Source organism: Serratia sp. BNK-4, assembly GCF_048685115.1.
GTDB lineage: Bacteria > Pseudomonadota > Gammaproteobacteria > Enterobacterales > Enterobacteriaceae > Serratia > Serratia bockelmannii.
The window spans coordinates 4,138,546-4,161,905 of record NZ_JBLQTM010000001.1 but is presented as its reverse complement, the minus strand read 5'-3'; the positions used below and the strand labels follow the sequence as shown (position 1 = coordinate 4,161,905).

Here is a 23,360-nt window from a genome sequence, read left to right as displayed (position 1 = left end):
GGCGATAAAGGATGATGCATGTCTGATAATATCTCTGTTTCTCCGGCGCTTGCCGCCGGGGTGCGAGCACCTGCACCCGCCAAATCGTTAAGTTTCCTCGAAGGGGTGGCGATGATCGTCGGCACCAACATCGGCGCCGGGGTGCTCTCCATCGCCTACGCCTCCAGCAAGGCCGGCTTTCTGCCGCTGCTGTTCTGGCTGGTGCTGGTGGGAAGCCTGACCACCATCACCATGCTGTACGTTGCCGAATCCACGCTGCGCACCCGCGCGCATCTGCAGCTGAGCGGGCTGGCGAAGCGCTACGTCGGCGGCCTGGGCGCCTGGCTGATGTTCGCTTCGGTGTGCGTCAACAGCGTTGGGGCGCTCACCGCCTATATGACCGGCAGCGGCAAGCTGTTGCAATCGCTGTTCGGCATCTCGCCGGCGCTGGGCAGCCTGCTGTTCTTCGTGCCCGCCGCCGGCGTGCTGTACCTGGGGTTGAAAGCGATCGGCCGCGGCGAGAAGTTCATCAGCATCGGCATGGTGGTGATGTTGACCGCGCTGGTGGCGGCGACGCTGCTGAAAGACACCACCCAGATGCGCAACCTGCTGGACGGCGACTGGCGCTATATGGTGCCAGTGTTCAACGTGGTGGTGTTCTGCTTCTCGGCGCAGTACATCGTGCCGGAAATGGCGCGCGGCTTCGCCGACAAGCCGGAGCAGTTGCCGAAGGCGATCATCGTCGGCATGGTGGTGACCTTCATTTTGCTGGCGGCGGTGCCGATGTCGGTGATCGCGCTCAGCGGGCTGGATGACATCTCCGACGTGGCCACCATTTCCTGGGGCCAGGCGCTGGGGCAGTGGGCGTTCTTCTCCGCCAACATCTTCGCGCTGTGTGCGATGCTGACCTCGTACTGGGGATTGGGCGGCAGCTTCCTGACCAATATTTTCGACAAGTTCCGGTTGGGCAACGACGAGCTGCCGCTGCGCCGCTTCGGCGTGCTGCTGTTGGTGGTGGTGCCGCCGTTCGTGCTGGCCTACAGCGGGCTGGTGTCGTTCGTCAACGCGCTCTACTTCGCCGGGGTGTTCAGCGGGGTGATCCTGTCGATCATGCCGATGCTGATCCTGCGCGGCGCGCGCAAACAGGGCGACCAGACCCCGCGCTGGCAGTGCAACTGGATCACGCACCCGTTGCTGCAGGTCAGCATTGTGTTGCTGTATCTGGCCAGCGCGGTGTACGCCATCGCTTCATTGTTAGGCTATCTGCCCTCTGGATGGTGATTTGCCTTCCCTCAAGCAGTGATGTTGTTTCTCGGCATTGAGAACGGCGGCGTCGTGGCCGCCGATTTTTTTCTCAGGCGCGCCGTTTTTCCGACAATGCCAGCCACGCCTGCACCGACGGGCGCTGCCACTGCTTGTGCGCATAGTGGCGCACGCGCTCCGGCACCGGATCGCCGTGCATCACCAGCCGGTTGAGCATCAGCGCCAGATCGGTGTCGGCGATGCACCACTCCCTGAACAGATTGTCCTGCCCGTGGCTCAGCAGTTTTTCCACGGCGGCGATCAGCTTGCGTGCGGCCTCCTGCGCGGCTTCGGACAGCGGCGGGAACTTGCCGTTGTTGAACACCACCTCGGTCGAGCGCTCGGCGCGGATCGGCAGCAGATCGCTGCGCAGCCAGGCCTGGATCTCGCGCGCCTTGGCGCGCAGCTTCACGTCGCGCGGGTATACGGCGTGGGCCGGGTGGATGTCTTCCAGGTATTCGGCGATCGCCGAAGACTCCGAGAGCTGGAATTCGCCGATCGCCAGCGTCGGTACCCGGCGGGTGAGCGACAGCGCCGCGTAGGCCGCCTCTTTGTTCTCTTCCTTCGCCAGATCCACCGGCTTCACGGTGAACGGAATGCCTTTTTCCGTCAGCACGACAAAGGCGGACATGGCGTACGGGCTGAAAAATTCACTGTCGGTATAAAGCTCGGTGATCGGTTGAGACATCGGCGGTTCCTCGGGGTTAAGGGGGGAACATTCATCATTGTCGAGGGGAGGCTAAAAATCAATCTGTTAGCTAAAAGTTCTTGGGCGGCGCGGTTTACGGCGCCGTGAGTTCCTTCAGGATGATGTGATATATTTGTTGCCAACAAGTGAATTGAGCCGTATTGGGTAACATGAAGACGCAGTGGATTGAACGGGTAAAAGTGGGAGTTGCGCGCCTGTGGCCGCACCCGCTGGCGGTGGGCAAGCGAGAGATGCTGATTTCCAGCGTCGGCGCCGGTTTGGGGCTGATGCTCGCCGGTTGGATCAGCCACTTTATTTTGGGCGAGGTGAACCTGTGGTTTATCGCGCCGATGGGCGCTTCGGCGGTTCTGCTGTTCGGCGTGCCCAACAGCCCGCTGGCGCAGCCCTGGTCGATCGTCGGCGGCAATGCGCTGGCGGCAACGGTGGGCGTCAGCGCCGGTCTGCTGATCCCCGATCCGGGCCTGGCTAGCGGCGCGGCGGCGGCGGTGGCCATCGGCCTGATGTTCAAGCTGCGTTGCCTGCATCCACCCGGCGGCGCGGTGGCGCTGACCGCCATCCTCGGCGGCCCCGGCATTCACCAGATGGGCTATGACTTCGTACTGTATCCGGTGCTGCTGAACTCGGTGCTGCTGGCGGCGCTGGCCATTCTGTTCAATAATCTGGCCGGGCGACGCTACCCGCACGCACTGGCGCCGGCGGAGGCCAAGCCGGCCAATCTGCCGATCGATGCCGTTTCCATCACCCGCGCCGATCTGCACGAGGCGCTGATGGAGGGGGATCTGTTCGATATCGACGAGGACGATCTGCAGGAGATCCTGCTGCGCGCCGAGCAGTTGGCGCATCAGCGGCAAAGCAAGATCGCCTGATCAGCCCAGCGTTTTATCGGATGGCGGAAGGCGCGTAACCAAAACGCTTTTGAAAGCGTTCGCTAAAACGCGCTCTGGATTTGTAACCGCAGGCCTCTGCAATGCGGGTCATATCCCATCGGGTGGTTTGAAGCAACATCATGGCGTGATGCATACGGACGTCTATCAGCAAGTCTTCGAAGCGTGTCTGTTCGGCGGCAAGGCACCGCCGCAACGTTGCCGGGCTCATCGCTAACGTTTTTCCCGCTGTTTCTGCCGTCCAGTTTTGTTCCGGAGCCTCAAAAATCAAGGTGCGCAGGCGCTGTGATGGGCTATCCAATGGCAAATGCGTAAAAACATGTCCTCGTTCGGCCAGCGCGATCAAAAAGTCCAGAAGGCGGTATTGCAGGCGAATATCACTGATTTCCTGTTTTTCCACGCTTTCAATCACGTGATAAAACGTCGCCGACAGGTCTTCGTCCAGAGGCAGCGTTTTCCACGCGTCATCTTTAGGGGGAATAGGGGGTGAAGCCTGCCGGGTTCGGTGAAAGACATCCAGCAGTTCTGCCGACAGCGTCAGGAGTATCGAGCGAAAAGGCCGATCGATATCGCCCGGCGTTTTGACTAAATCTGCGCGGGTGTTGGGGGGGACCAGGAGCAGTTCGCCGGGGGTCTCCAGAGACAAATGTTGTGAAGCCGATGTGATACCGAGTTGGCCCGCCACGATCAGCAAGACCGTCGCTTCATGGAAGACGAACTGCGGCGTGTGTAGCTGACGTTTCAATGTCGGCTGGCACACCCCGCACAAGCGGTGCCTCAACACCGGAGCCCCCGACGGAGAGTGCCAGTGCAAAAGTTTCGCACCCTGCTCGCGTCTGGTTCGCACTGATCCGAAGGAACCGGTCCGGCTCATATTCGACTCCTTTATGCGATTATTTCGCCGTTGATGCTACGTTAGGGTTCAGGCTGTAAAGGCCTGTCAGGCTCGCCTGGGCTAACACCGGCGCTTCCGCCAGGGCAGCATTCACATTAGCCCCTGTCCAAGGCCCTTGTACATCCAAACCGGGGGTAGCAAGCGCATAAACCGTGAAAATATAATGATGAACTAACGTATCGTTCCACGGTGGGCATGGGCCATCGTAACCGTAGTATTCCCCCTTCATCTGCTCGTCGGCGGCAAACCAACCGGTATAGTCATTGATGCCGTGGCGATAGGCCGAAGGGGCGTTTGGCCCGGCTTTGCCACGCGGCGTTACGCCGTCCGATTGAGAGCCCGCCGCAATTTCCACGGTACTGGCCGGAATATCCAGCAGCAGCCAGTGAAAGAAATCAACGCGCGGCAACGATGCGGGCACAACCCGACCCTCTTGATTCACATCATCACCACGGCTTGGCACGTCGGGATCATGGCAGACGATCACGAAAGACTGCGTGCCTGCAGGCACTTCACTCCAGGCCAGATGGGGGTTGCGATTTCTCGATAAAGCGACATGGTTAGCGGCATCGGGGATAGCGAAGGCGAACTCACCGGGAATGAACTCTCCTTCTTTAAAGCTTTGGCTGGTCAGTTTCATAAATGCCAATCTCCTGTTCTATTGAGCGGTATCTGCGGGTATGTGATGTCCCCATTATAAGTTTTTCAAAATAAAGTAAGGCGACAAATCCAATCAAAATAGAACCAATTACGCTCATTGTGATTGTATTTGATGGCCTTATGTCGATGGGCGACCGATACGATTGCTGTGCCGATGAGAGTGCCACGGCGAAAACGCTGGATGAGGAAGGGGGTTGGTTAATATTGGTGGGGAAGAGACTGCTGCGCGCCGAGCCGTTGACGCATCAGCGGCAACGCAAGGTGCCTGATCAGCCCAGCGTTTTGCGGTAAAACACCACCCGCTCCGTTTCGGCAAAGCCCAGCGCCGCATGCAGGCGTTGGGAATCCAGATTAGCGATGTCGGTATCCGACGCCAGCTCGCTGCACCCCTGTTGCTTCGCCCACTCCTGCACCTGCGCGATCAGGCGCGCGGCCCAGCCCTGGCGGCGGGCGCGTTCGGCGGTATAAATCCCTTCCAAAAACGCCACCGGCGACGATTCGCAGCCGTTGACGTAATCGTAGCGCAGCGCGATCTCGGCAAAGCCAACGAAAGCGCCGTCCAGCCCCCGCGCCATAAACGCGGTGTGGTGCGGCGAAGCCAATATCTCGCGCATTTCCGCGCGGTGCTCTTCCAACGGGCAGGTGGGCCACAGCGCCGAGCGCAGCGCCAGCCAGGCGTCGAGGTTGTCGTGGTCGCAGTTGACGATCATGCAGGGGCCTTATGAGTCGGAATAAATCAGGAATGCCGAGAGGGAAGTGTGGCACGGCGGCGGGAAACAAAAAAGCCATTATGCCGAGGGGCGCCCTTCATTAGGATGAAAGGGATGTTGATATTTTAAGCGAAGTTAGTATAGGGTACGGCCAGGGCGCTGATAAGGGATTGTTATGGATGCGAAAGCCGTAGCTCAAGGAATTCTTGAGGGAATAGAGTCTTTACCAAGGGGCATTGCCTATAGTGCTCGTAGGACATGGCAGGGAGCAGGGCTCGGCGGCCGAGAGCTTAAGCACCGCAATGAAATTGAAACGGAACGATTTATTAAGGTCGTTCGTGCCGGTTATGGTATCGAAACCCCGCTACGTGAGCTGATAGTGGTGATTATCCGTGACTGCTATCAGCGGATGGATCTGCAAACACAAACCGCGCTAAGCCAAAAATTTAACCATGCAGAGGGTTATCTTACAGGACGTATGGGGACGCAGTTCATTCTGGTTCAGCAAATCACACACCATATTTTGAAAAAGGTTATCGGCAGCACACTTTTCAAATGGGTATTCAAAGGTGTCACCATTGCTGGGCTAAACATCATTCTTTTACAAGGAATTATTGAAAAGGCCGCCGTTTCTTCGCGTCGTTTGCGGGAACAATATCCCTCAACGTACCATAAGCTCACGCCACGAAATTTGGACATGATCTACTTTCTGGCGGAGGAGTATCTTGAACCCTTTGTTGCCTATACCAGCAAATCGAAAATGTTCTGTGAAGGTGTGAATCATGAGCTATCTAAAGTCTTGGGGCAGTAAGCTCGGTAAAGGATTGTCGCACCTTGTGGAAGCGATTTTGGGCGGGATATTTTCTATCGCTGCGTTTGGCTCACTGTTCTGGTTCGACGAATGGTGGCAACGAATTCTAAGCGCGGCAATATTCCTGTTGCTGGTGTTTGTCACTATTGCTTTGTGTAGCCTTGTGAGAGGCGAGCGATAGCGGATAAATCAATCAAAAGCCAGCGGTTGGATTTTAACTAATGATCAAGTGATGATGACTTCCTATCGTTAATTAAGAAAATCAATGAGCTGGCTAAAATCCTTTCTTGTGAAGTTCGCTAAATTTGTTGGCCGGCAAACTGCTGACTTGGTTGAGTCCATAGTCATTGGCCTGTTCTCTATAACGGCATTTGTTGCCTTGTTCTGGTTTGACGAGTGGTGGAAATCTATCGCTGTGGCTATCGCGATCTTCTTTGCCGGCTTCCTGGTGAGTCTGGCTATAGGCTGGTTAAGAGGGGAAAGATAGCTGAGAGTGCCGGCATACCGCCGCCATTTTGCCGCCACTGTGAGCAAGAAATAAAAAAGCCACTTCGAGAGAAGTGGCTTTTTTATATGATTTTAAAGCTAAAATTTGGTGGCCCCTGTTGGGTTTGAACCAACGACCAAGCGATTATGAGTCGCCTGCTCTAACCACTGAGCTAAGGGGCCAAGCCGCGAGATTATAGGGAATCCTTAAGCGGCGGTCTACTGTTACCCGCCCGTATGTTGCTTTTCTGCACAGTTCTAGCCTGTTGTAATTGCTGGCGGATTTTGCGATAACCGCAGTAAATCCCTGCAATGGACTCATGACACTCATGGAACTTCTGGCGCCCAATCTGCGGGTGGTGTTTTGCGGCATCAACCCCGGCCTTTCTTCCGCCCACCAGGGCTACCCTTTCGCCAACGGCAGCAACCGCTTCTGGAAGGTGATCCATCAGGCCGGCTTTACCGAGAGCCAGCTGGCGCCGGAGCAGTGGCAGCAGTTGAAGGATAACGGCTGCGGCATTACCGCGCTGGTGGCGCGCCCGACGGTGGCGGCCAGCGAGCTGTCGCGCGACGAGTTGCGCAGCGGCGGCGAGGCGCTGCAAGAGAAGATCCTGCGCTACCAGCCGCGCGCGTTGGCGATTTTGGGCAAGCAGGCGTTCACCACCGCCTTCGGGGTGAAAAACGCGCCCTGGGGCAAGCAGACGATGGTGCTGGGGCAAACCGAGGTGTGGGTATTGCCCAACCCCAGCGGATTGAACCGCGCCACGCTGGAGCAGCTGACTGCCAGCTATCGCGAGCTGTTCCTGGCGCTGCAATGACATAAGGGAGTTGCGATGACATCGATGATGAAAGGTTGTGTGATGGCGCTGTTATTGGTGACCGGCACTGCACAGGCGGGGCATTCGCCACAGGAGGCGCGCAACAAGCAGAACGTGCTGGAGTTTTATCGGCAGGGGCTGAACAACAAGGATTTTGCGGCGGCGCGGCCGTTTTTGGGCGAGCAGTACAAGCAGCATAACCCCAACGCTAAAGACGGCGTGGCGGGCTTTCGTCAATTTGTCGAGCTGCTGAAAACGCGTTACCCCAATTCGCACAGTGAGGTGAAACAGGCGTTTGTCGACGGCGACTTCGTGATTTTGCATGTGGAAGTCAGCGGGCGCGAGGCCGGCAAGACCGCGGCGATCGTCGATATCTTCCGTCTCGACAGCGCCGGGAAGATCGTCGAGCATTGGGATGTAACGCAGCCGGTGCCGGAGAAGACCGCCAGCGGCAACAGCATGTTCTGAGGCATAAAAAAACCCCGGCAAGCCGGGGTTTTTGCTTTTGGTGCGGCAGCCGGACTTAATCGTCCAGGAAGCTGCGCAGCACTTCGGAACGGCTCGGGTGACGCAGCTTGCGCAGCGCCTTGGCTTCGATCTGACGAATACGCTCACGGGTAACGTCAAACTGCTTGCCTACCTCTTCCAGCGTGTGGTCGGTGTTCATGTCGATACCGAAACGCATGCGCAGCACTTTCGCTTCGCGCGCGGTCAGGCCGGCCAGCACATCGTGGGTAGCGGAACGCAGGCTCTCTGAGGTCGCGGAATCCAGCGGCAGCTCGAGGGTGGTATCCTCGATGAAGTCGCCCAGATGCGAATCTTCGTCGTCGCCGATCGGCGTTTCCATCGAGATTGGCTCTTTGGCGATCTTCAGCACCTTGCGGATCTTGTCTTCCGGCATCAGCATGCGCTCGGCCAGCTCTTCCGGCGTCGGCTCGCGGCCCATCTCTTGCAGCATCTGGCGCGAAATACGGTTGAGCTTGTTGATGGTCTCAATCATATGCACCGGAATACGGATGGTGCGCGCCTGATCGGCGATGGAGCGGGTGATAGCCTGACGGATCCACCAGGTGGCGTACGTCGAGAACTTGTAGCCGCGGCGATATTCGAACTTGTCTACCGCTTTCATCAGGCCGATGTTGCCTTCCTGGATCAGATCCAGGAACTGCAGGCCGCGGTTGGTGTATTTCTTGGCGATGGAAATAACCAGACGCAGGTTGGCCTCAACCATCTCTTTCTTCGCGCGGCGGGCTTTCGCTTCACCGATCGACATGCGACGGTTGATGTCTTTGACCTGCTCGATGGTCAGGCCGGTTTCTTCTTCGATCTGACGCAGTTTCTGCAGGCTGCGCTGCACGTCTTCGGCAACGTCTTTCAGCTTTTCCGACCATGGCTTGGCCATCGCCACTGCGGCTTCGAACCAGGAATCGCTGGTTTCGTTGCCGGCGAACAGGGTGACGAAGTTTTTCTTCGGCATTTTGCACTGTTCAACGCACAGCTTCATGATGATGCGTTCCTGGGTGCGAACGCGGTCCATCATAGTGCGCATGCTGTTGACCAGGAAGTCGAACTGTTTCGGCACCAGGCGGAACTGCTTGAACACTTCAGACAGCTTCAGGATCTCGTCCGCTGCGCTGGCGTGGCTGCGGCCGTTCTTTTTGATCACCAGACGCGTCGCTTCATACTGATCGCGCAGCTCGGCGAACTTCTGACGCGCCAGCTCAGGATCGATGCTGTTGTCGTCTTCGGTGTCGTCGTCTTCGGCGTCCTCATCTTCTTCGTCGTCGTCTTGCTCTTCGCTCGACAGTTCAGAACCGATGTGGGTCGCGGTAGGGGCGATGTCCTCTTCCGCGTTAGGATCGACGAAGCCGGTGATCAGATCGGACAGGCGCGCTTCGCCCGCTTCGACGCGATCGTACTGCTCAAGCAGGTAGGTGATGGCTTCCGGGTATTCGGCAACCGAGCACTGCACCTGGTTGATGCCGTCTTCGATGCGCTTGGCGATGTCGATTTCGCCTTCGCGCGTCAGCAGTTCGACGGTACCCATTTCGCGCATGTACATGCGCACCGGGTCGGTGGTGCGGCCGATTTCGGATTCCACGCTGGACAGAACCTGTGCGGCGGCTTCTTCCGCATCTTCGTCCGTGCTGTTCGAGTTTTCGGCGAGCAGCAGGTCATCGGCGTCCGGTGCTTCTTCCATCACCTGGATGCCCATGTCGTTAATCATCTGGATGATGTCTTCGATCTGATCGGAGTCGACGATATCTTCCGGCAGATGGTCATTGACCTCAGCATAGGTCAGATAGCCTTGCTCCTTACCACGGGTGACAAGTAGCTTCAGCTGTGACTGCGGGTTTTGCTCCATAAGACGGTATCCACACTTCAGAGTATTTAGGTTGGTGTCGGTCGGCGAAACCGCCAACAATAGCATTTGGGGCGTTTTCGTTATCGCCGCGGCCCACTATGGCGGCACTGTGCAGGGCTCTGCCCTCGCAATTATCGGCACTTAAGCCGTTTGGTATTCAGTTTTTCTTCGCTAAAACCTGGTTGAGAGAACGGACTTCCTCACGTTCCTCCGGGCTCAGGCCGCGCGTTCTGGCCTGGGCGATCAGCGTTTCCAGCCGTTGCTCGAGCACCGAGTCGTACAGGCTGGCCAACGTATCCAAAAAGGTCTGTTCGACCATGTCCTCAACGATCATATGGTTCCATGTCGCCAAGGTTTCAAGCTGCTGGCTGAATTTGTTGTCGCGATACAGCTCCAGCAATTGCCCGGTCGTCAGGCCCGGCTGCGCCAAACAGGTCTGCACCAGTTCGACGAACAGCGGCAATCCCGCCTGTTTGGTCTGCTCCAACCCTTCCAGCGAAGGGATAAGTGTAGCCAACTGCGGATTTTGCACCAGTAACCCTATCAGTATACGCATGGTTGTGCGTTTTAGCTGGGGCGCCTGATAAGGATTCGCATTTTCCGCCTGCTTGGGCATCAGCTTGTCGAGCTGGCTGTCGTCCAGCAGCCCCAGCTTGTTGCCGAGCTCCTGACGCAGGTACAAGCGCAACGTTTCGCCCGGCACCTGAGTAATCAGCGGCAGCGCCAGCGTGCTCAGCTTGGCGCGCCCGTCCAGGCTGCTCAAATCCACCTGCGGCAGCAGGCTTTCGAACAGGAACGTGGACAGCGGCTGCGCCTGCTCCATTCGCTGTTCGAAGGCTTCTTTACCTTCTTTGCGCACCAGGGTGTCCGGGTCTTCACCGTCGGGCAAAAACATGAACCGCAGCTGGCGCCCATCGTTCAGGTACGGCAGCGCGGTTTCCAGCGCCCGCCAGGCCGCTTCGCGGCCGGCGCGGTCGCCGTCGTAGCAGCAAACGACGTTGTCGGTAGCGCGGAACAGCAGCTGAATGTGTTCAGCCGTCGTCGAGGTCCCGAGCGAGGCGACGGCATAATCGATGCCGAATTGCGCCAACGCCACCACGTCCATATACCCTTCCACCACCAGCAGCCGCTGGAGGGTAGGGTGGTTCTGCTGTGCTTCATACAGGCCGTACAGCTGGCGGCCCTTATGGAAAACTTCGGTTTCCGGCGAGTTCAGGTACTTCGGCATACCGTCGCCCAGCACGCGGCCGCCGAAGGCGATCACGCGCCCGCGCTTGTCGCGGATGGGGAACATCACCCGTTCGCGGAAACGGTCGTACGAACGCCCCTGATCGTTAGTCACCAGCATGCCGGCATCGTTCAATGCGCGGCGCGAGTCGGCATCGCGGCCGAAACGCTTCAGGGCGTTGTCCCATCCCGCCGGCGCGAAGCCGATGGCGAAATGGCGAATAACGTCGTCACTTAATCCGCGCTGCTGCAAATAGCTGCGCGCCGGTGCCCCGGAGGACTGCTGCAGTGACTGTTGATAGAACGCGCTGAGCTGCTCCATCAGTTGGTACAGGCTCTGGCGCTGATGGCGTTCGATCTGGGTCGGCCCGGTGCCCGCTTCGTAAGGCACTTCCAGCCCGTGCATGGTCGCCAGCTCTTCGATGGTTTCGACAAACTCGAGTCGGTCGTAATTCATCAAAAAGTCGACGGCGTTGCCGTGCGCACCACACCCAAAACAGTGATAAAACTGCTTTTCGCCATTAACGGTAAAGGAAGGCGTCTTTTCGTGGTGGAACGGACAGCACGCGTGGTAGTTCTTGCCTTGCTTCTTGAGCTTCACGCGGGCGTCGATCAAATCGACGATGTCGGTGCGAGCCAGCAAGTCATTGATAAATACGCGCGGAATTCGTCCAGCCATAAGCCCTTACTTCATTAGCCTATAAACGAGAACAAGCCGCGCATTCCTTTCGGAAAGCACGGCCTTCGTATGCAACTACTCGGTCTGCGCGATTTTGAAAATCAGAAATTCACGCGGTGGGGTTGCCCCCGAAGAATTAATACAGACGAGTGCGGCGTGCGTTTTCGCGAGCCAGTTTCTTCGCGTGACGTTTCACAGCAGAAGCTTTAGCGCGTTTACGTTCGGTAGTTGGTTTTTCATAAAACTCACGACGACGAACTTCAGCTAAAACACCCGCTTTTTCGCAAGAGCGTTTGAAACGACGCAGAGCAACGTCAAATGGCTCGTTTTCACGTACTTTAATTACCGGCATGTGCCTCTCACCTCAATAAAATTCGGTTTGCTGCTGGCCAAGCGCCAGCCTTTTCAAAATGGTGCGGAATTTTACTCCAATGGATGCTGCTTTGTAAAGCATCACAGCAAATTGAAACCCGCGTCGCTCTGCCGCAACGTGCGCAATTTTGCACCGGGCGCTGATTATAGACTAATCAGAAAAAAATGCTCGTATTTAATCGCTCGGGCATTTTCTGGATGAATCATCGACATAGGCGCAAGCCGGTGACAAGATGCGCCGCATCGGCGGTAAATGCGGCGGAATGTGGTAGACTGGCGGCCGCACGTGAATGATGGGAAATGTAATGCGAGTACTGGGTATAGAAACGTCCTGCGATGAAACCGGAATTGCAGTGTATGACGATCAAACCGGTTTGTTGGCCAACCAATTATACAGCCAGGTGAAGCTGCACGCCGACTACGGCGGCGTGGTGCCGGAACTGGCCTCCCGCGATCACGTGCGCAAAACCGTGCCGCTGATTCAGGCGGCGCTGAAAGAGGCCAACCTGACTCCGGCCGATATCGACGGCGTGGCTTATACCGCCGGGCCGGGCCTGGTAGGCGCGCTGCTGGTCGGCGCTACCGTCGGGCGTGCGCTGGCGTTCGCCTGGAACGTGCCGGCGGTGCCGGTACACCACATGGAAGGCCACTTGCTGGCGCCGATGCTGGAAGATAACCCGCCGGCGTTCCCGTTCGTCGCGCTGCTGGTCTCCGGTGGCCACACTCAGCTGATCAGCGTCACCGGCATCGGTGAGTATGCACTGTTGGGCGAGTCGATCGACGATGCCGCCGGCGAAGCGTTCGACAAAACCGCCAAGCTGCTCGGCCTGGATTATCCCGGCGGGCCGATGCTGTCGAAGATGGCGCAGCAGGGCACGGCGGGGCGTTTCACCTTCCCGCGGCCGATGACCGATCGTCCGGGGCTGGACTTTAGCTTCTCCGGGCTGAAAACCTTCGCCGCCAACACCATTCGCTCCAACGGCAACGACGATCAGACGCGTGCCGACATCGCCCGCGCCTTCGAGGATGCGGTGGTGGACACGCTGGCAATCAAGTGCAAACGCGCGCTGGAGCAGACCGGTTTCAAACGCCTGGTGATGGCCGGCGGCGTGAGTGCCAACCGCACGTTGCGCGCCAAGCTGGCGGAGATGATGCACAAGCGCGGTGGGGAGGTATTCTATGCCCGCCCGGAATTTTGCACCGACAACGGCGCGATGATCGCCTATGCCGGCATGGTGCGGCTGAAGAGCGGCGCCAACCCGGAGCTGAGCGTTTCGGTGCGGCCGCGCTGGCCGCTGGCGGAACTGCCTGCGGTATAAAGCAAAGGGCCGGATAATCCGGCCCTTCTGTTATTCGTCTTTCGGCTGGTCGCCGTTATCCGCATCCGCCTGGTTTTTCTTCTTGCGGAACTTGCCCCAAATCTTGCCTTCCTGGCCGCGCCACAGGCGCTGGATATTGTCGTGATGCCGCATCAGGATCAGGCAGGAGAGCATCGCTACCGGGAAGGTGAACTGCGGTTTGAACCACCAGACGTAGAACGGGGCGATAAGCGCGCTAACGATGGCGCCGAGCGAAGAGTAGCCGCTGAGCAGCACCGTCAACAGCCAGGTGCCGGTCATCAGGCCGGTCAGATCCCAGCCGATAGGCGCGATGGCGCCAAACGCCGTCGCCACGCCTTTACCGCCGCGGAAGTGGAAGAACACCGGATAGATGTGCCCCAGACAGGCGGCGATTGCCGTCAGGCCGAGGTACAGCGGCGGTACATCGAGTTTGTAGGCCAGCCAGACCGGCAACATCCCTTTCAGAATATCGAACACCAGCACCGCCGCCGCCGCCAGCCGGCCGCCGATGCGCAGGACGTTGGTCGCCCCGGGATTTCCTGAGCCATGCTCACGCGGGTCCGGCAGCCTGGCGATCCGGCAAACCAGGATCGCGCTCGAAATCGAGCCGCACAGATACGCGAAGATAATCATGCCAAGCGCGGTAGCACTCATAACGCGGTTCCGTTTAATAATGGTCGTTTTACTCGCAACATCTATGGATAATACGCACATTCCGCTGGAAGTGGTATCCGGCAAGGCCAAAAACAGAGAATGACGTGATGGATATCGTATTTATTGAAGAGCTTACCGTAATTACCACCATTGGCGTTTATGAGTGGGAACAGGGCATTCGTCAGAAGCTGGTGTTCGATATCGAAATGGGCTGGGATAACCGGCCGGCCGCCGCCAGCGACGACGTAACTGACTGTCTGAGCTATGCCGACGTCAGCGATGCCGTGATCCAACACGTGGAGTCGAACCGCTTCGCCCTGGTGGAACGCGTGGCGGAGGAAATATCTGAAATTTTGCTTCAGCGCTTCAATTCCCCGTGGGTCCGTATTAAGGTCAGCAAACCGGGCGCTGTAGCACATGCCAATCGGGTCGGCGTGATCATTGAGCGCGGCACTCGTCCCGCATGATTTTATGTCATCTGCTTGCAACGAAAGACCGTTAAGCTGGTCTTAATCCTGAGAATTGTTTTAGCGGCATTGTCTTTAAGCACTGCCGCTTTTTTATGTGATAGCCGTTATTTTATAGGGTGAGCGAAGCACATGGCTGACATGCATTCACTGTTTATTGCGTTTGTTCTTGGGGTTGTCGAGGGGTTAACCGAATTTCTGCCGGTGTCTTCCACCGGGCATATGATTATCGTTGGCGAGTGGCTGGGCTTTACCGGCGACAAAGCCAAAACCTTTGAAGTCATCATCCAGCTGGGGTCGATCCTGGCCGTCGTCGTGATGTTCTGGCGCCGGTTGTTCGGCCTGATCGGCATCCATTTCGGCGGCAAGCCGGTGAAGCACGAGGGCAAAACCAGCGGTCAGCTGAAGCTGGGGCACATCCTGCTGGCGATGATCCCGGCGGTGGTGCTGGGCCTGGCCTTCCATGATTTCATCAAGTCGCTGTTCGCGCCGAAAAACGTGATGTATGCGTTGGTGGTCGGCGGTCTGCTGCTGCTGGCGGCGGAATGGCTGAAGCCGAAGAAACCGAGCGCGGAAGGGCTGGATGACATCACCTACCGCCAGGCGTTCATGATCGGCTGCTTCCAGTGCCTGGCGCTGTGGCCGGGCTTCTCCCGTTCGGGTTCCACTATCGCCGGCGGTATGCTGGTTGGCGTGAACCGCTATGCGGCGTCCGAGTTCTCCTTCATTTTGGCGGTGCCGATGATGATTGGTGCCAGCGGCCTGGATCTGTACAAGAGCCTGCACTTCCTGACCTGGGGCGATCTGCCGATGTTTGCCGTCGGCTTCGTTACTGCCTTCGTGGTGGCGCTGATTGCGATCAAGACCTTCCTGTCGCTGATCAAACGCATCTCGTTCGTGCCGTTCGCCATCTACCGCTTTATCGTGGCGGCCGTGGTTTACATGGTGTTCCTGTAAGCCCGATACCAAGAAAAAACCCCGCTCTGCGGGGTTTTTTTATGCCTGATCGTTGATAATCGTTTGGGTGAGCTTCCACTCGGCCAGCGCCTGCTGGCGGCGGCGTTTGAGCTCGTCGCGGATCGCGGTGCCCTGCAGCCCGCTGGCTACCACCTCTTTAATCGATACCGCGCTCGCCACCTGATACGCCTGGCGCAGATAGTCGCCCTGCGGATAGGGATTCTTCTCAAAGCCGGTGCGTCCGCGCGCGTCCGCTTCGCTGGTCAGGATCATCTGCTCCAGCCTCTGGGGCTTGCGCCAGACGTCGATGGCGTCGAACAGCTTCAATAGGGTCTCCGGCCGCAGCTTGTTCACGGTGTGGATCAGATCATGGTACTCGGCCACCAGCTTGCTCAGATCGCGCACCGGGTTAGGCACCCGCAGCCGCTGGCACAGCGCCTCGACCAGCCGTACGCCCGCCGGGCCGTGGCCGTGGTGATGCGGCCAGAACTCTTTTGGCGTCAACCCTTTGCCGAGGTCATGGCACAGGGTGGCGAAGCGCACGTCCACCTCCGGCGTGAGGCGGGCGGCGATCGCCAGCGCCATCAGCGTGTGCACGCCGGTGTCGATCTCCGGGTGCCACTTGGCGGGGGCCGGCACGCCGAACAGCGCGTCGATTTCCGGGAACAGCACCGCCAGCGCATCGCAATCGCGCAGCACCTGAAAATAGACCTGCGGGCTCTGGCTTTGCAGCGCCTTTTCGGTTTCCTTCCAGACGCGTTCGGCGGTCAGCGCAGCCAGTTCACCGCCGTGCGCCATTTGGCGCATCAGGGCCAACGTTTCGTCGGCGATGCGAAAACCCAGGTGGGCGAAGCGGGCATTGAAACGCGCCACGCGCAGTACTCGCAGCGGATCTTCGCCGAACGCGTCGGAAACGTGGCGCAGCACGCGCGCCTGCAGATCGGCCACGCCGCCGTAAGGGTCAATCAGCTCCCCTTCGGCGGAACGGGCGATGGCGTTGATGGTCAGATCGCGCCGCAGCAGATCTTCCTCCAGCGTGACGTCCGGCGCGGCATAGCAGGTAAAACCGGTGTACCCTTGGCCGGATTTGCGCTCCGTGCGCGCCAGCGCGTATTCCTCATGAGAATCGGGGTTGAGGAACACCGGGAAATCTTTGCCGACCTGTTGGTAACCCAATGCCAGCAGCTCTGCCGGCGTGGCGCCCACCACCACCCAATCATGATCGACCACCGGAATATTGAGCAGGCTGTCGCGAACGGCGCCGCCGACCAGATAAATCTGCACTGTTGACTCCTGAATATCGTGTAAGGCTCTGTCTATCAGATTACATGAATTGACCGCGGGATGTCGGCACCAATGAAAAGGGCGCCCGCAGGCGCCCATACTCAAACTGAACGATACTGAGATCAGTTCATCCAGCGATTGTTGTTCTTGCGGCGCGGGATCAGGTGCGGCAACAGCAGACCCAACAGCAAACCGACGCCGGCAACGCCGCCGCCGTACATGAACCACTGCAGAATAATGGTGCGCTGTTTATCGTCGAGCTGCAGGTTAACGGCGTTGACCTTCTTCTGCGCGACCACCAGCTGGTTTTTCAGATCCTGGTTTTCCTTCTGCAGGCTGCTGATGGTGCTGTCGCTGCCCGCGACTTTTTCCTGCATTTCCGAGGTGCGCTGGTTCCAGGTGTTATCGATGTTGGCCAGTTTGTCGGTCAGGGTTTTCACCTGCTGTTCCAGCTCGGGCACGCGGGTGCGCAGGCTTGGCGTCTGGCTGAGCTGATCGAGCGGGATCCAGGTGGTGCGGCCTTTGGGATCGCGGATCTGGCCGTAATTGGTGCTGTCGTTGACGCTCAGCAGGGTCACTTCTTCACCGGCGTTCAGAGTGCCGACAATACGGTACTGATTACCTGGGCCGCTATGGACATAAGTGCTTAACTCATCGGAGATATAGCGTTTATCTTCGGCATGTGCGGCCCAAGTGATGCTGAAGCTCAGCGCGGCAAGGAAAATCAGGCGTAATTTCTGCATTAGTTCATCGTTTCTGGGTGAATTTATGGAACGATAGTAGAGGGTTCAGTCTGACGACGCAACGCCAAAACCGGAATGAGAACTATCTTACTGTGGCTGATTCTGTGAGTTGCGCAGCGTTTTATAACGTAACAGGTTTTTTCTACAGTTAGCAGGGTTAAGGCGCCGGGAATCGCGGTAAGATAACGGCAACTGTGCGTCAGTGGGCAGCATACGGCGGGCCGAGCGCGCCGCGCTGAAACCGACGCGAATGCGTAACTTATTGGTGTTAAAGAATTATGACCGTTGAAATTGAACTGAAATTCATCGCCGCGCCGCAAGCGGTGGCCGCTCTGCCACACTGGCTCGCCGCCTGGCCGCATCAGCATTCCGCGCCGCAAAAGCTGACCAACATTTACTTCGAAACGGCCGACAACTTCCTGCGCCGTCACGACATGGGGCTGCGCATTCGCGGTTTCGACGATCGCTATGAGATGACCATCAAAACCGCCGGTAAAGTGGTGGCCGGCCTGCACCAGCGCCCGGAATACAATGTCGCCATCGCCGAACCGCAGCTGGCGCTGGCGCAGTTTCCTGCCGACATCTGGCCGCAGGATTGCGATATCGCGGCGCTGCAGCAGGCGTTGCAACCGCTGTTCCGTACCGATTTTGTGCGTGAGAAGTGGGTGGTTACTTACGGCCAAAGTGAGATAGAGATTGGCCTGGATCAGGGTGAGGTGCGCGCCGGTGATCTCAGCGAAGCCCTGAGCGAGATAGAACTGGAGTTGCTGAAAGGCAACACCGCCGATCTGCTGGCATTGGCCGGTGAGCTGGCGGCGCACGATGGGCTGCGTCAGGGCAGCCTGAGCAAGGCGGCGCGTGGTTACCACCTGGCGCAGGGCAATCCGCCGCGCGAGGTGCGCTCGCTGCAGGTGCTGAAGCCGGCGGCGAAGGCGACCGTGGAGCAGGGGATGATCGCCGCCTTCGAACTGGCGCTGAACCACTGGCAGTACCATGAAGAGCTGTGGCTGCGCGGCGACGCGCAGGCGCGCGGGGCGGTCATCGAAGCGGTCGGCACGATCCGCCAGGCGCTGGTGATCTTCGGCGGCCTGGTGCCGCGCAAGGCCAGCGCCGATCTGCGCGCCCGTCTGACCGAACTCGAACCATTGTTGGCGGATAAAGCCGCGCAACCAGAGACCCTGTGCTACAGCACAGCTTACCTGCAATGTAAGTTGGCGCTCACATCATGGCTGGTGAGCGGCGCCTGGAGGCCGTTTATCGATGCCAAAGGGCAGACCAAGCTGGACGGTTCTTTCAAACGCTTTAGCGACATCATGCTGGGGCGCAGCGGCGCGGAGCTGAAAGAAGCCTTCAGCCGTACGCTGAACGAAGATGAATATCAGGAACAATTGCCGCGCCTGACGCGTCAGATTTCGGCGCTGATCCTGCTGTCGGGCGCTTACCCCGACGAGCAGACCGGGCCTTATATCGACGCCTGGCGCGAGTTGCAGGCGGCGCTGAGCGAGCGCCGCCAGGGCTGGTATGAAGCCAGCCGCAAACAGGCCTTATCGCATGCGCCATTCTGGTTAAACGGCGCGCTTCGTTAATCCAGTCGGCCCGCCAGCCGTGGGCCGCAGAACGGGTCATACACTATGTCGCCACTTTCAGCCGCGTTACAGGCTCAGGCACAGCAGGTTGTGCAGCGTTTTCAGGAAGTTCACGGCGCGGACAGCGCCTTTAGCGAGCAGGAGCAGTGGGTGCTGGCGTCGAGCGACTTCGTCAGCGACGCGCTGCTCGCACAGCCGGCCTGGCTCGCGACGCTGCGCGAGCAGCCGCCGGCGCCCGGCGAGTGGCAACACTATGCCGCCTGGCTGCAGGACGAGCTGGAAGAGGTGCGTGACGAAGCGCAGCTGATGCGCACGCTGCGCCTGTTTCGCCGCGAGACGCTGGTGCGTATCGCCTGGGCGCAGGCGCAGGGGCTGTGTTCGACCGAAGAAACGCTGCTGCAGCTGAGCGGGCTGGCGGAGACGCTGATCGTCAGCGCCCGCGACTGGCTGTACCAAACCTGCTGCCGCGAGTGGGGCACGCCGTGCAACGCCGCCGGCGAACCGCAGCCGCTGCTGATCCTCGGCATGGGCAAGCTGGGCGGCGGCGAGCTGAATTTCTCGTCGGATATCGATCTGATCTTCGCCTACCCGGAAAATGGTCAAACCCAGGGCGGGCGGCGCGAGCTGGACAATGCCCAGTTCTTCACCCGCCTCGGCCAGCGGCTGATCAAGGCGCTGGATCAACAGACCATCGACGGCTTCGTCTATCGCGTCGACATGCGGCTGCGGCCGTTCGGCGACAGCGGCCCGTTGGTGATGAGCTTCGCGGCGCTGGAAGATTATTATCAGGAGCAGGGGCGCGACTGGGAGCGCTATGCGATGGTGAAGGCGCGCCTGATGGGCGGGGCGGAAGACGCCTACAGCCAGGAGCTGCGCAAAACCCTGCGGCCGTTCGTGTTCCGCCGCTACATCGATTTCAGCGTCATCCAGTCGCTGCGCAACATGAAGGGCATGATCGCCCGTGAAGTACGGCGTCGCGGCCTGAAGGACAACATCAAGCTGGGCGCCGGCGGCATTCGCGAAATCGAATTCATTACCCAGGTATTCCAGCTGATCCGCGGCGGCCGCGAGCCGGCGCTGCAGGGGCGTTCGCTGCTGCCGACGCTGCAGGCGGTGGGTGAGCTGGGGCTGCTGGAGGCCGAGCAGGTGCGGGCGCTGAGCGCCGCCTACCTGTTCCTGCGGCGGTTGGAGAACTTGCTGCAGGCGATCGGCGATCAGCAAACCCAGACGCTGCCGCAGGAGGCACTCGATCAGGCGCGGTTGGCCTACGGCATGGGATTGGCGGATTGGCCGGCGCTGATGGCGGCGCTGGACGCGCACATGCAGGCGGTGCGCGCGGTGTTCGACGACCTGATCGGCGACGATAGCCCGGATGTCGGCGAAGATCCCGATTACCAGCACTACCACAGCCTGTGGCAGGACGCGCTGGAGGAGAACGAGCTGGCGCCGCTGACGCCGCACCTCGATGAAGAGGGGCGCCGACAGATGCTGCGCACCATCGCCGATTTTCGTCACGACGTCGACAAGCGCACCATCGGCCCGCGCGGCCGCGACGTGCTCGATCAGCTGATGCCGCGCCTGCTGGCGGAGGTATGCCCGCGGCAGGACGCGCCGACCGCGCTGGTGCGGCTGGCGCAGCTGCTGCTCAGCATCGTCACCCGCACCACCTACCTCGAATTGTTGGTGGAGTACCACGCGGCGCTCAGCCATCTGATCCGCCTGTGCGCCGCGTCGCCGATGGTTGCCAACCAGCTGTCGCGTTACCCGCTGCTGCTGGACGAGCTGCTGGATCCGGCCACGCTGTATCAGCCGGTGGCGCTGGACGCCTACCGCAGCGAACTGCGCCAGTATCTGCTGCGGGTGCCGGAAGACGACGAAGAGCAAAAGCTGGAGGCGCTGCGCCAGTTCAAGCAGGCGCAGCAGCTGCGCATCGCCGCTGCGGATATCGCCGGCGCGCTGCCGGTGATGAAAGTGAGCGATCACCTGACTTATTTGGCGGAGGCGATCATCGACGCGGTGGTGCAACAGGCCTGGAGCGACATGGTGGCGCGTTACGGCCAGCCGACCCATCTGCAGGAACGCGAAGGGCGCGGCTTTGCGGTGATCGGCTACGGCAAGCTGGGCGGTTGGGAGCTGGGGTACAGTTCCGACCTCGATCTGGTGTTCCTGTTGGATTGCCCGCCGGAAGTGATGACCGACGGCGATCGCTGCATCGACGGCCGTCAGTTCTACCTGCGGCTGGCACAGCGGGTGATGCATCTGTTCAGCACCCGCACCTCCTCCGGCATTCTGTATGAGGTTGACGCGCGTCTGCGGCCTTCCGGTGCGGCGGGGATGCTGGTCAGCACCGTCGAAGCGTTCGCCGACTACCAGCAAAACGAAGCCTGGACCTGGGAGCATCAGGCCCTGGTGCGTGCGCGCATCGTGCATGGTGATCCGGCGCTGCATCAGCAGTTTGACGCAATCCGGCGCGAGATCCTGTGCAAAACGCGCGATGCGCAGACCCTGAAGCGCGAAGTGCGCGAGATGCGCGAAAAGATGCGCAACCATCTCGGCAGCAAGCAGCGCGATCTGTTTGATATCAAAACCGATGAGGGCGGCATAACCGACATCGAATTTATCGCCCAATATCTGGTCTTACGCTATGCGCCGGGTGAACCGCGCCTGACGCGTTGGTCGGACAACGTGCGCATCTTCGAGCTGATGGCCAATTACGACATCATGCCGGAAGAGGAAGCGCGCGCGCTGACCCAGGCCTATGTCACCATGCGCGACGAGATCCACCACCTGGCGCTGCAGGAACATTCCGGCAAGGTCGGCAGCGGGCTGTTTGCCGCCGAGCGCGAACAGGTACGCGCCAGCTGGGCCAAATGGCTGGATTAATACCTTTTTGCGGGTATTCCGGCGGTCTGTGGTAATATCTGCGCCACTAAAATTTTGTTCTTTTTTGGAGTTATCGGATGAAAGTTACGCTGCCTGATTTTCGCCGCGCCGGTGTGCTGGTGGTCGGTGACGTCATGTTGGATCGCTATTGGTATGGGCCGACCAGCCGCATTTCACCGGAAGCCCCGGTGCCGGTGGTCAAGGTCGATACCATCGAAGAGCGTCCCGGCGGCGCGGCTAACGTGGCGATGAACATCGCTTCGCTGGGCGCCACTTCCCGTCTGGTGGGCCTGACCGGCATCGACGATGCGGCGCGGGCGCTGAGCGCCAAGCTGAATGAAGTCAACGTGCGCTGCGACTTCGTCTCGGTGCCGACCCATCCGACCATCACCAAGCTGCGCGTGCTGTCCCGCAACCAGCAACTGATCCGTCTCGACTTCGAAGAAGGCTTCTCCAACGTTGATCCACAGCCGATGCTGGAGCGTATTCAGCAGGCGCTGCCGCAGATCGGCGCGCTGGTGCTGTCCGATTACGCCAAGGGCGCGCTCAGCCAGGTGCAGGGCATGATCCAACTGGCGCGCGCCGCCAAGGTGCCGGTGCTGATCGATCCGAAAGGGTCCGATTTCGAGCGCTATCGCGGCGCGACGCTGCTGACGCCGAACCTGTCCGAGTTCGAAGCGGTGGTGGGCCACTGCAAGGATGAAGCGGAACTGGTGGAACGCGGTATGAAGCTGGTGGCGGATTTCGAGCTGTCGGCGCTGCTGGTTACCCGTTCAGAACACGGCATGACGCTGTTGCAGCCGGGCGTTGAACCGCTGCACTTGCCGACCCAGGCGCAGGAAGTGTTTGATGTGACCGGCGCCGGCGACACCGTGATCGGTGTGCTGGCCGCCTCGCTGGCCGCCGGTAACTCGCTGGAAGAGTCCTGTTTCCTGGCCAACGCTGCCGCCGGCGTGGTGGTGGGCAAGCTCGGTACCTCCACCGTGTCACCGATCGAGCTGGAAAACGCGGTGCGTGGCCGCGCCGAAACCGGTTTTGGCGTGATGACCGAAGCGCAGTTGAAGCATGCCGTCGCGCAGGCGCGTCAGCGCGGCGAAAAAGTGGTGATGACCAACGGCATCTTCGACATTTTGCATGCCGGCCACGTCTCTTATCTGGCCAACGCCCGCAAGCTGGGCGATCGCCTGATCGTGGCGGTGAACAGCGATGCGTCGACCAAGCGCCTGAAAGGGGAAACACGCCCGGTCAACGCGCTGGAGAACCGCATGATTGTACTGGGCGCGCTGGAAGCGGTGGATTGGGTGGTGCCGTTCGAAGAGGACACGCCGCAGCGCTTGATCGCCGACATTCTGCCGGATCTGCTGGTGAAAGGCGGCGATTACAAACCGGAAGAGATTGCCGGCAGTGCGGAAGTGTGGGCCAACGGCGGCGATGTCAAAGTGTTGAACTTTGAAGACGGCCTGTCGACCACCAACATCATCAAAGCGATTAAAGACGGGCGCGGCTAACGCCGGGTAATCTAAAGAACAAGGGCGCGCGGTTCATACAG

The 23,360-nt window shown here is 59.5% G+C and carries 22 protein-coding genes and 1 tRNA gene; 12 read left to right on the top strand and 11 right to left on the bottom strand.

Features of this window, described 5'->3' with window-relative positions:
- Nucleotides 1–18: 18 nt before the first annotated feature.
- Complete coding sequence (locus ACMGGW_RS19850) at nt 19–1,260, top strand: aromatic amino acid transport family protein (RefSeq protein ID WP_043142048.1); 1,242 nt, start codon at nt 19–21, stop codon at nt 1,258–1,260.
- A gap of 73 nt (nt 1,261–1,333) precedes the next feature.
- On the opposite strand, the gene yfcF is transcribed toward ACMGGW_RS19850, so the two are convergent.
- The gene (gene yfcF, locus ACMGGW_RS19845; protein WP_004937171.1) at nt 1,334–1,969 is read right to left on the bottom strand and encodes a glutathione transferase; all 636 of its coding nucleotides are present in this window, start codon (nt 1,967–1,969) and stop codon (nt 1,334–1,336) included.
- 170 nt (nt 1,970–2,139) lie between these two features.
- Between yfcF and ACMGGW_RS19840 the strand changes: the two genes are divergently transcribed.
- A complete protein-coding gene (locus ACMGGW_RS19840; RefSeq protein ID WP_049204397.1) occupies nt 2,140–2,856 on the top strand; it encodes an HPP family protein in 717 nt (238 codons plus the stop codon).
- 13 nt (nt 2,857–2,869) lie between these two features.
- Here the strand turns inward: ACMGGW_RS19840 and ACMGGW_RS19835 are convergent, their stop codons facing one another.
- The 3 genes from ACMGGW_RS19835 to aac(6') form a co-directional block, all read right to left on the bottom strand.
- On the bottom strand, nt 2,870–3,748 hold the full coding sequence (locus tag ACMGGW_RS19835) for a helix-turn-helix transcriptional regulator (protein WP_197824319.1): 879 nt from the start codon (nt 3,746–3,748) through the stop codon (nt 2,870–2,872).
- A 19-nt stretch (nt 3,749–3,767) separates the two neighbouring features.
- Nucleotides 3,768–4,409, bottom strand: a complete 642-nt coding sequence (locus ACMGGW_RS19830) for a YbhB/YbcL family Raf kinase inhibitor-like protein (RefSeq protein ID WP_025304333.1) — start codon at nt 4,407–4,409, stop codon at nt 3,768–3,770.
- A gap of 289 nt (nt 4,410–4,698) precedes the next feature.
- Nucleotides 4,699–5,139, bottom strand: a complete 441-nt coding sequence (gene aac(6'), locus ACMGGW_RS19825; protein ID WP_060448046.1) for an aminoglycoside 6'-N-acetyltransferase — start codon at nt 5,137–5,139, stop codon at nt 4,699–4,701.
- Between the two features lie 175 nt (nt 5,140–5,314).
- On the opposite strand from aac(6'), the gene ACMGGW_RS19820 reads away from it, so the two are divergent.
- Together ACMGGW_RS19820 and ACMGGW_RS19815 are read left to right on the top strand one after the other, a co-directional pair.
- Complete coding sequence (locus ACMGGW_RS19820) at nt 5,315–5,950, top strand: hypothetical protein (RefSeq protein WP_043142051.1); 636 nt, start codon at nt 5,315–5,317, stop codon at nt 5,948–5,950.
- 265 nt (nt 5,951–6,215) lie between these two features.
- On the top strand, nt 6,216–6,437 hold the full coding sequence (locus tag ACMGGW_RS19815; protein ID WP_043142054.1) for a hypothetical protein: 222 nt from the start codon (nt 6,216–6,218) through the stop codon (nt 6,435–6,437).
- Nucleotides 6,438–6,543: 106 nt separating this feature from the next.
- On the opposite strand, the gene ACMGGW_RS19810 is transcribed toward ACMGGW_RS19815, so the two are convergent.
- Nucleotides 6,544–6,619, bottom strand: a tRNA-Ile gene (locus ACMGGW_RS19810).
- Nucleotides 6,620–6,765: 146 nt separating this feature from the next.
- Here ACMGGW_RS19810 and mug point away from each other — a divergent pair.
- Nucleotides 6,766–7,254, top strand: coding sequence for a G/U mismatch-specific DNA glycosylase (gene mug, locus ACMGGW_RS19805; protein ID WP_049208359.1), 489 nt, complete (start codon nt 6,766–6,768; stop codon nt 7,252–7,254).
- Nucleotides 7,255–7,278: 24 nt separating this feature from the next.
- Nucleotides 7,279–7,722 carry an ester cyclase gene (locus tag ACMGGW_RS19800; protein ID WP_049204445.1) on the top strand — a complete coding sequence of 148 codons (444 nt, stop codon included), beginning with the start codon at nt 7,279–7,281 and terminating at the stop codon, nt 7,720–7,722.
- A 55-nt stretch (nt 7,723–7,777) separates the two neighbouring features.
- Here the strand turns inward: ACMGGW_RS19800 and rpoD are convergent, their stop codons facing one another.
- The 3 genes from rpoD to rpsU all read right to left on the bottom strand — a co-directional run bounded on the left by rpoD (nt 7,778) and on the right by rpsU (nt 11,877).
- Nucleotides 7,778–9,619: an RNA polymerase sigma factor RpoD gene (gene rpoD, locus ACMGGW_RS19795; protein ID WP_043142056.1), complete on the bottom strand. Its 1,842-nt coding sequence runs from the start codon at nt 9,617–9,619 to the stop codon at nt 7,778–7,780.
- A 157-nt stretch (nt 9,620–9,776) separates the two neighbouring features.
- Entirely contained in the window at nt 9,777–11,525 is a 1,749-nt protein-coding gene (dnaG, locus tag ACMGGW_RS19790; protein WP_197832247.1) for a DNA primase, read from the bottom strand.
- Nucleotides 11,526–11,661: 136 nt separating this feature from the next.
- Nucleotides 11,662–11,877: a 30S ribosomal protein S21 gene (rpsU, locus tag ACMGGW_RS19785; RefSeq protein ID WP_001144069.1), complete on the bottom strand. Its 216-nt coding sequence runs from the start codon at nt 11,875–11,877 to the stop codon at nt 11,662–11,664.
- Nucleotides 11,878–12,202: 325 nt separating this feature from the next.
- Here rpsU and tsaD point away from each other — a divergent pair, with 325 nt between their 5' ends.
- Nucleotides 12,203–13,216 carry a tRNA (adenosine(37)-N6)-threonylcarbamoyltransferase complex transferase subunit TsaD gene (tsaD, locus tag ACMGGW_RS19780; protein WP_060434597.1) on the top strand — a complete coding sequence of 338 codons (1,014 nt, stop codon included), beginning with the start codon at nt 12,203–12,205 and terminating at the stop codon, nt 13,214–13,216.
- Nucleotides 13,217–13,246: 30 nt separating this feature from the next.
- On the opposite strand, the gene plsY is transcribed toward tsaD, so the two are convergent.
- A complete protein-coding gene (gene plsY, locus ACMGGW_RS19775) occupies nt 13,247–13,891 on the bottom strand; it encodes a glycerol-3-phosphate 1-O-acyltransferase PlsY (protein WP_047729813.1) in 645 nt (214 codons plus the stop codon).
- A gap of 107 nt (nt 13,892–13,998) precedes the next feature.
- Between plsY and folB the strand changes: the two genes are divergently transcribed.
- Together folB and bacA are read left to right on the top strand one after the other, a co-directional pair.
- Nucleotides 13,999–14,358, top strand: a complete 360-nt coding sequence (gene folB / locus ACMGGW_RS19770; protein WP_004937203.1) for a bifunctional dihydroneopterin aldolase/7,8-dihydroneopterin epimerase — start codon at nt 13,999–14,001, stop codon at nt 14,356–14,358.
- A gap of 132 nt (nt 14,359–14,490) precedes the next feature.
- Nucleotides 14,491–15,315, top strand: coding sequence for an undecaprenyl-diphosphate phosphatase (bacA, locus tag ACMGGW_RS19765; protein ID WP_420279527.1), 825 nt, complete (start codon nt 14,491–14,493; stop codon nt 15,313–15,315).
- 39 nt (nt 15,316–15,354) lie between these two features.
- On the opposite strand, the gene ACMGGW_RS19760 is transcribed toward bacA, so the two are convergent.
- Nucleotides 15,355–16,599 carry a multifunctional CCA addition/repair protein gene (locus ACMGGW_RS19760; protein WP_060448047.1) on the bottom strand — a complete coding sequence of 415 codons (1,245 nt, stop codon included), beginning with the start codon at nt 16,597–16,599 and terminating at the stop codon, nt 15,355–15,357.
- A gap of 122 nt (nt 16,600–16,721) precedes the next feature.
- Entirely contained in the window at nt 16,722–17,342 is a 621-nt protein-coding gene (locus tag ACMGGW_RS19755; protein WP_016930153.1) for a TIGR04211 family SH3 domain-containing protein, read from the bottom strand.
- Nucleotides 17,343–17,620: 278 nt separating this feature from the next.
- Between ACMGGW_RS19755 and ACMGGW_RS19750 the strand changes: the two genes are divergently transcribed.
- The 3 genes from ACMGGW_RS19750 to hldE all read left to right on the top strand — a co-directional run bounded on the left by ACMGGW_RS19750 (nt 17,621) and on the right by hldE (nt 23,319).
- Nucleotides 17,621–18,928 carry an inorganic triphosphatase gene (locus tag ACMGGW_RS19750; RefSeq protein ID WP_025304321.1) on the top strand — a complete coding sequence of 436 codons (1,308 nt, stop codon included), beginning with the start codon at nt 17,621–17,623 and terminating at the stop codon, nt 18,926–18,928.
- Between the two features lie 45 nt (nt 18,929–18,973).
- Nucleotides 18,974–21,811, top strand: coding sequence for a bifunctional [glutamate--ammonia ligase]-adenylyl-L-tyrosine phosphorylase/[glutamate--ammonia-ligase] adenylyltransferase (glnE, locus tag ACMGGW_RS19745; RefSeq protein ID WP_049208361.1), 2,838 nt, complete (start codon nt 18,974–18,976; stop codon nt 21,809–21,811).
- A 77-nt stretch (nt 21,812–21,888) separates the two neighbouring features.
- Entirely contained in the window at nt 21,889–23,319 is a 1,431-nt protein-coding gene (gene hldE, locus ACMGGW_RS19740) for a bifunctional D-glycero-beta-D-manno-heptose-7-phosphate kinase/D-glycero-beta-D-manno-heptose 1-phosphate adenylyltransferase HldE (RefSeq protein WP_019453075.1), read from the top strand.
- Nucleotides 23,320–23,360 lie beyond the last annotated feature (41 nt).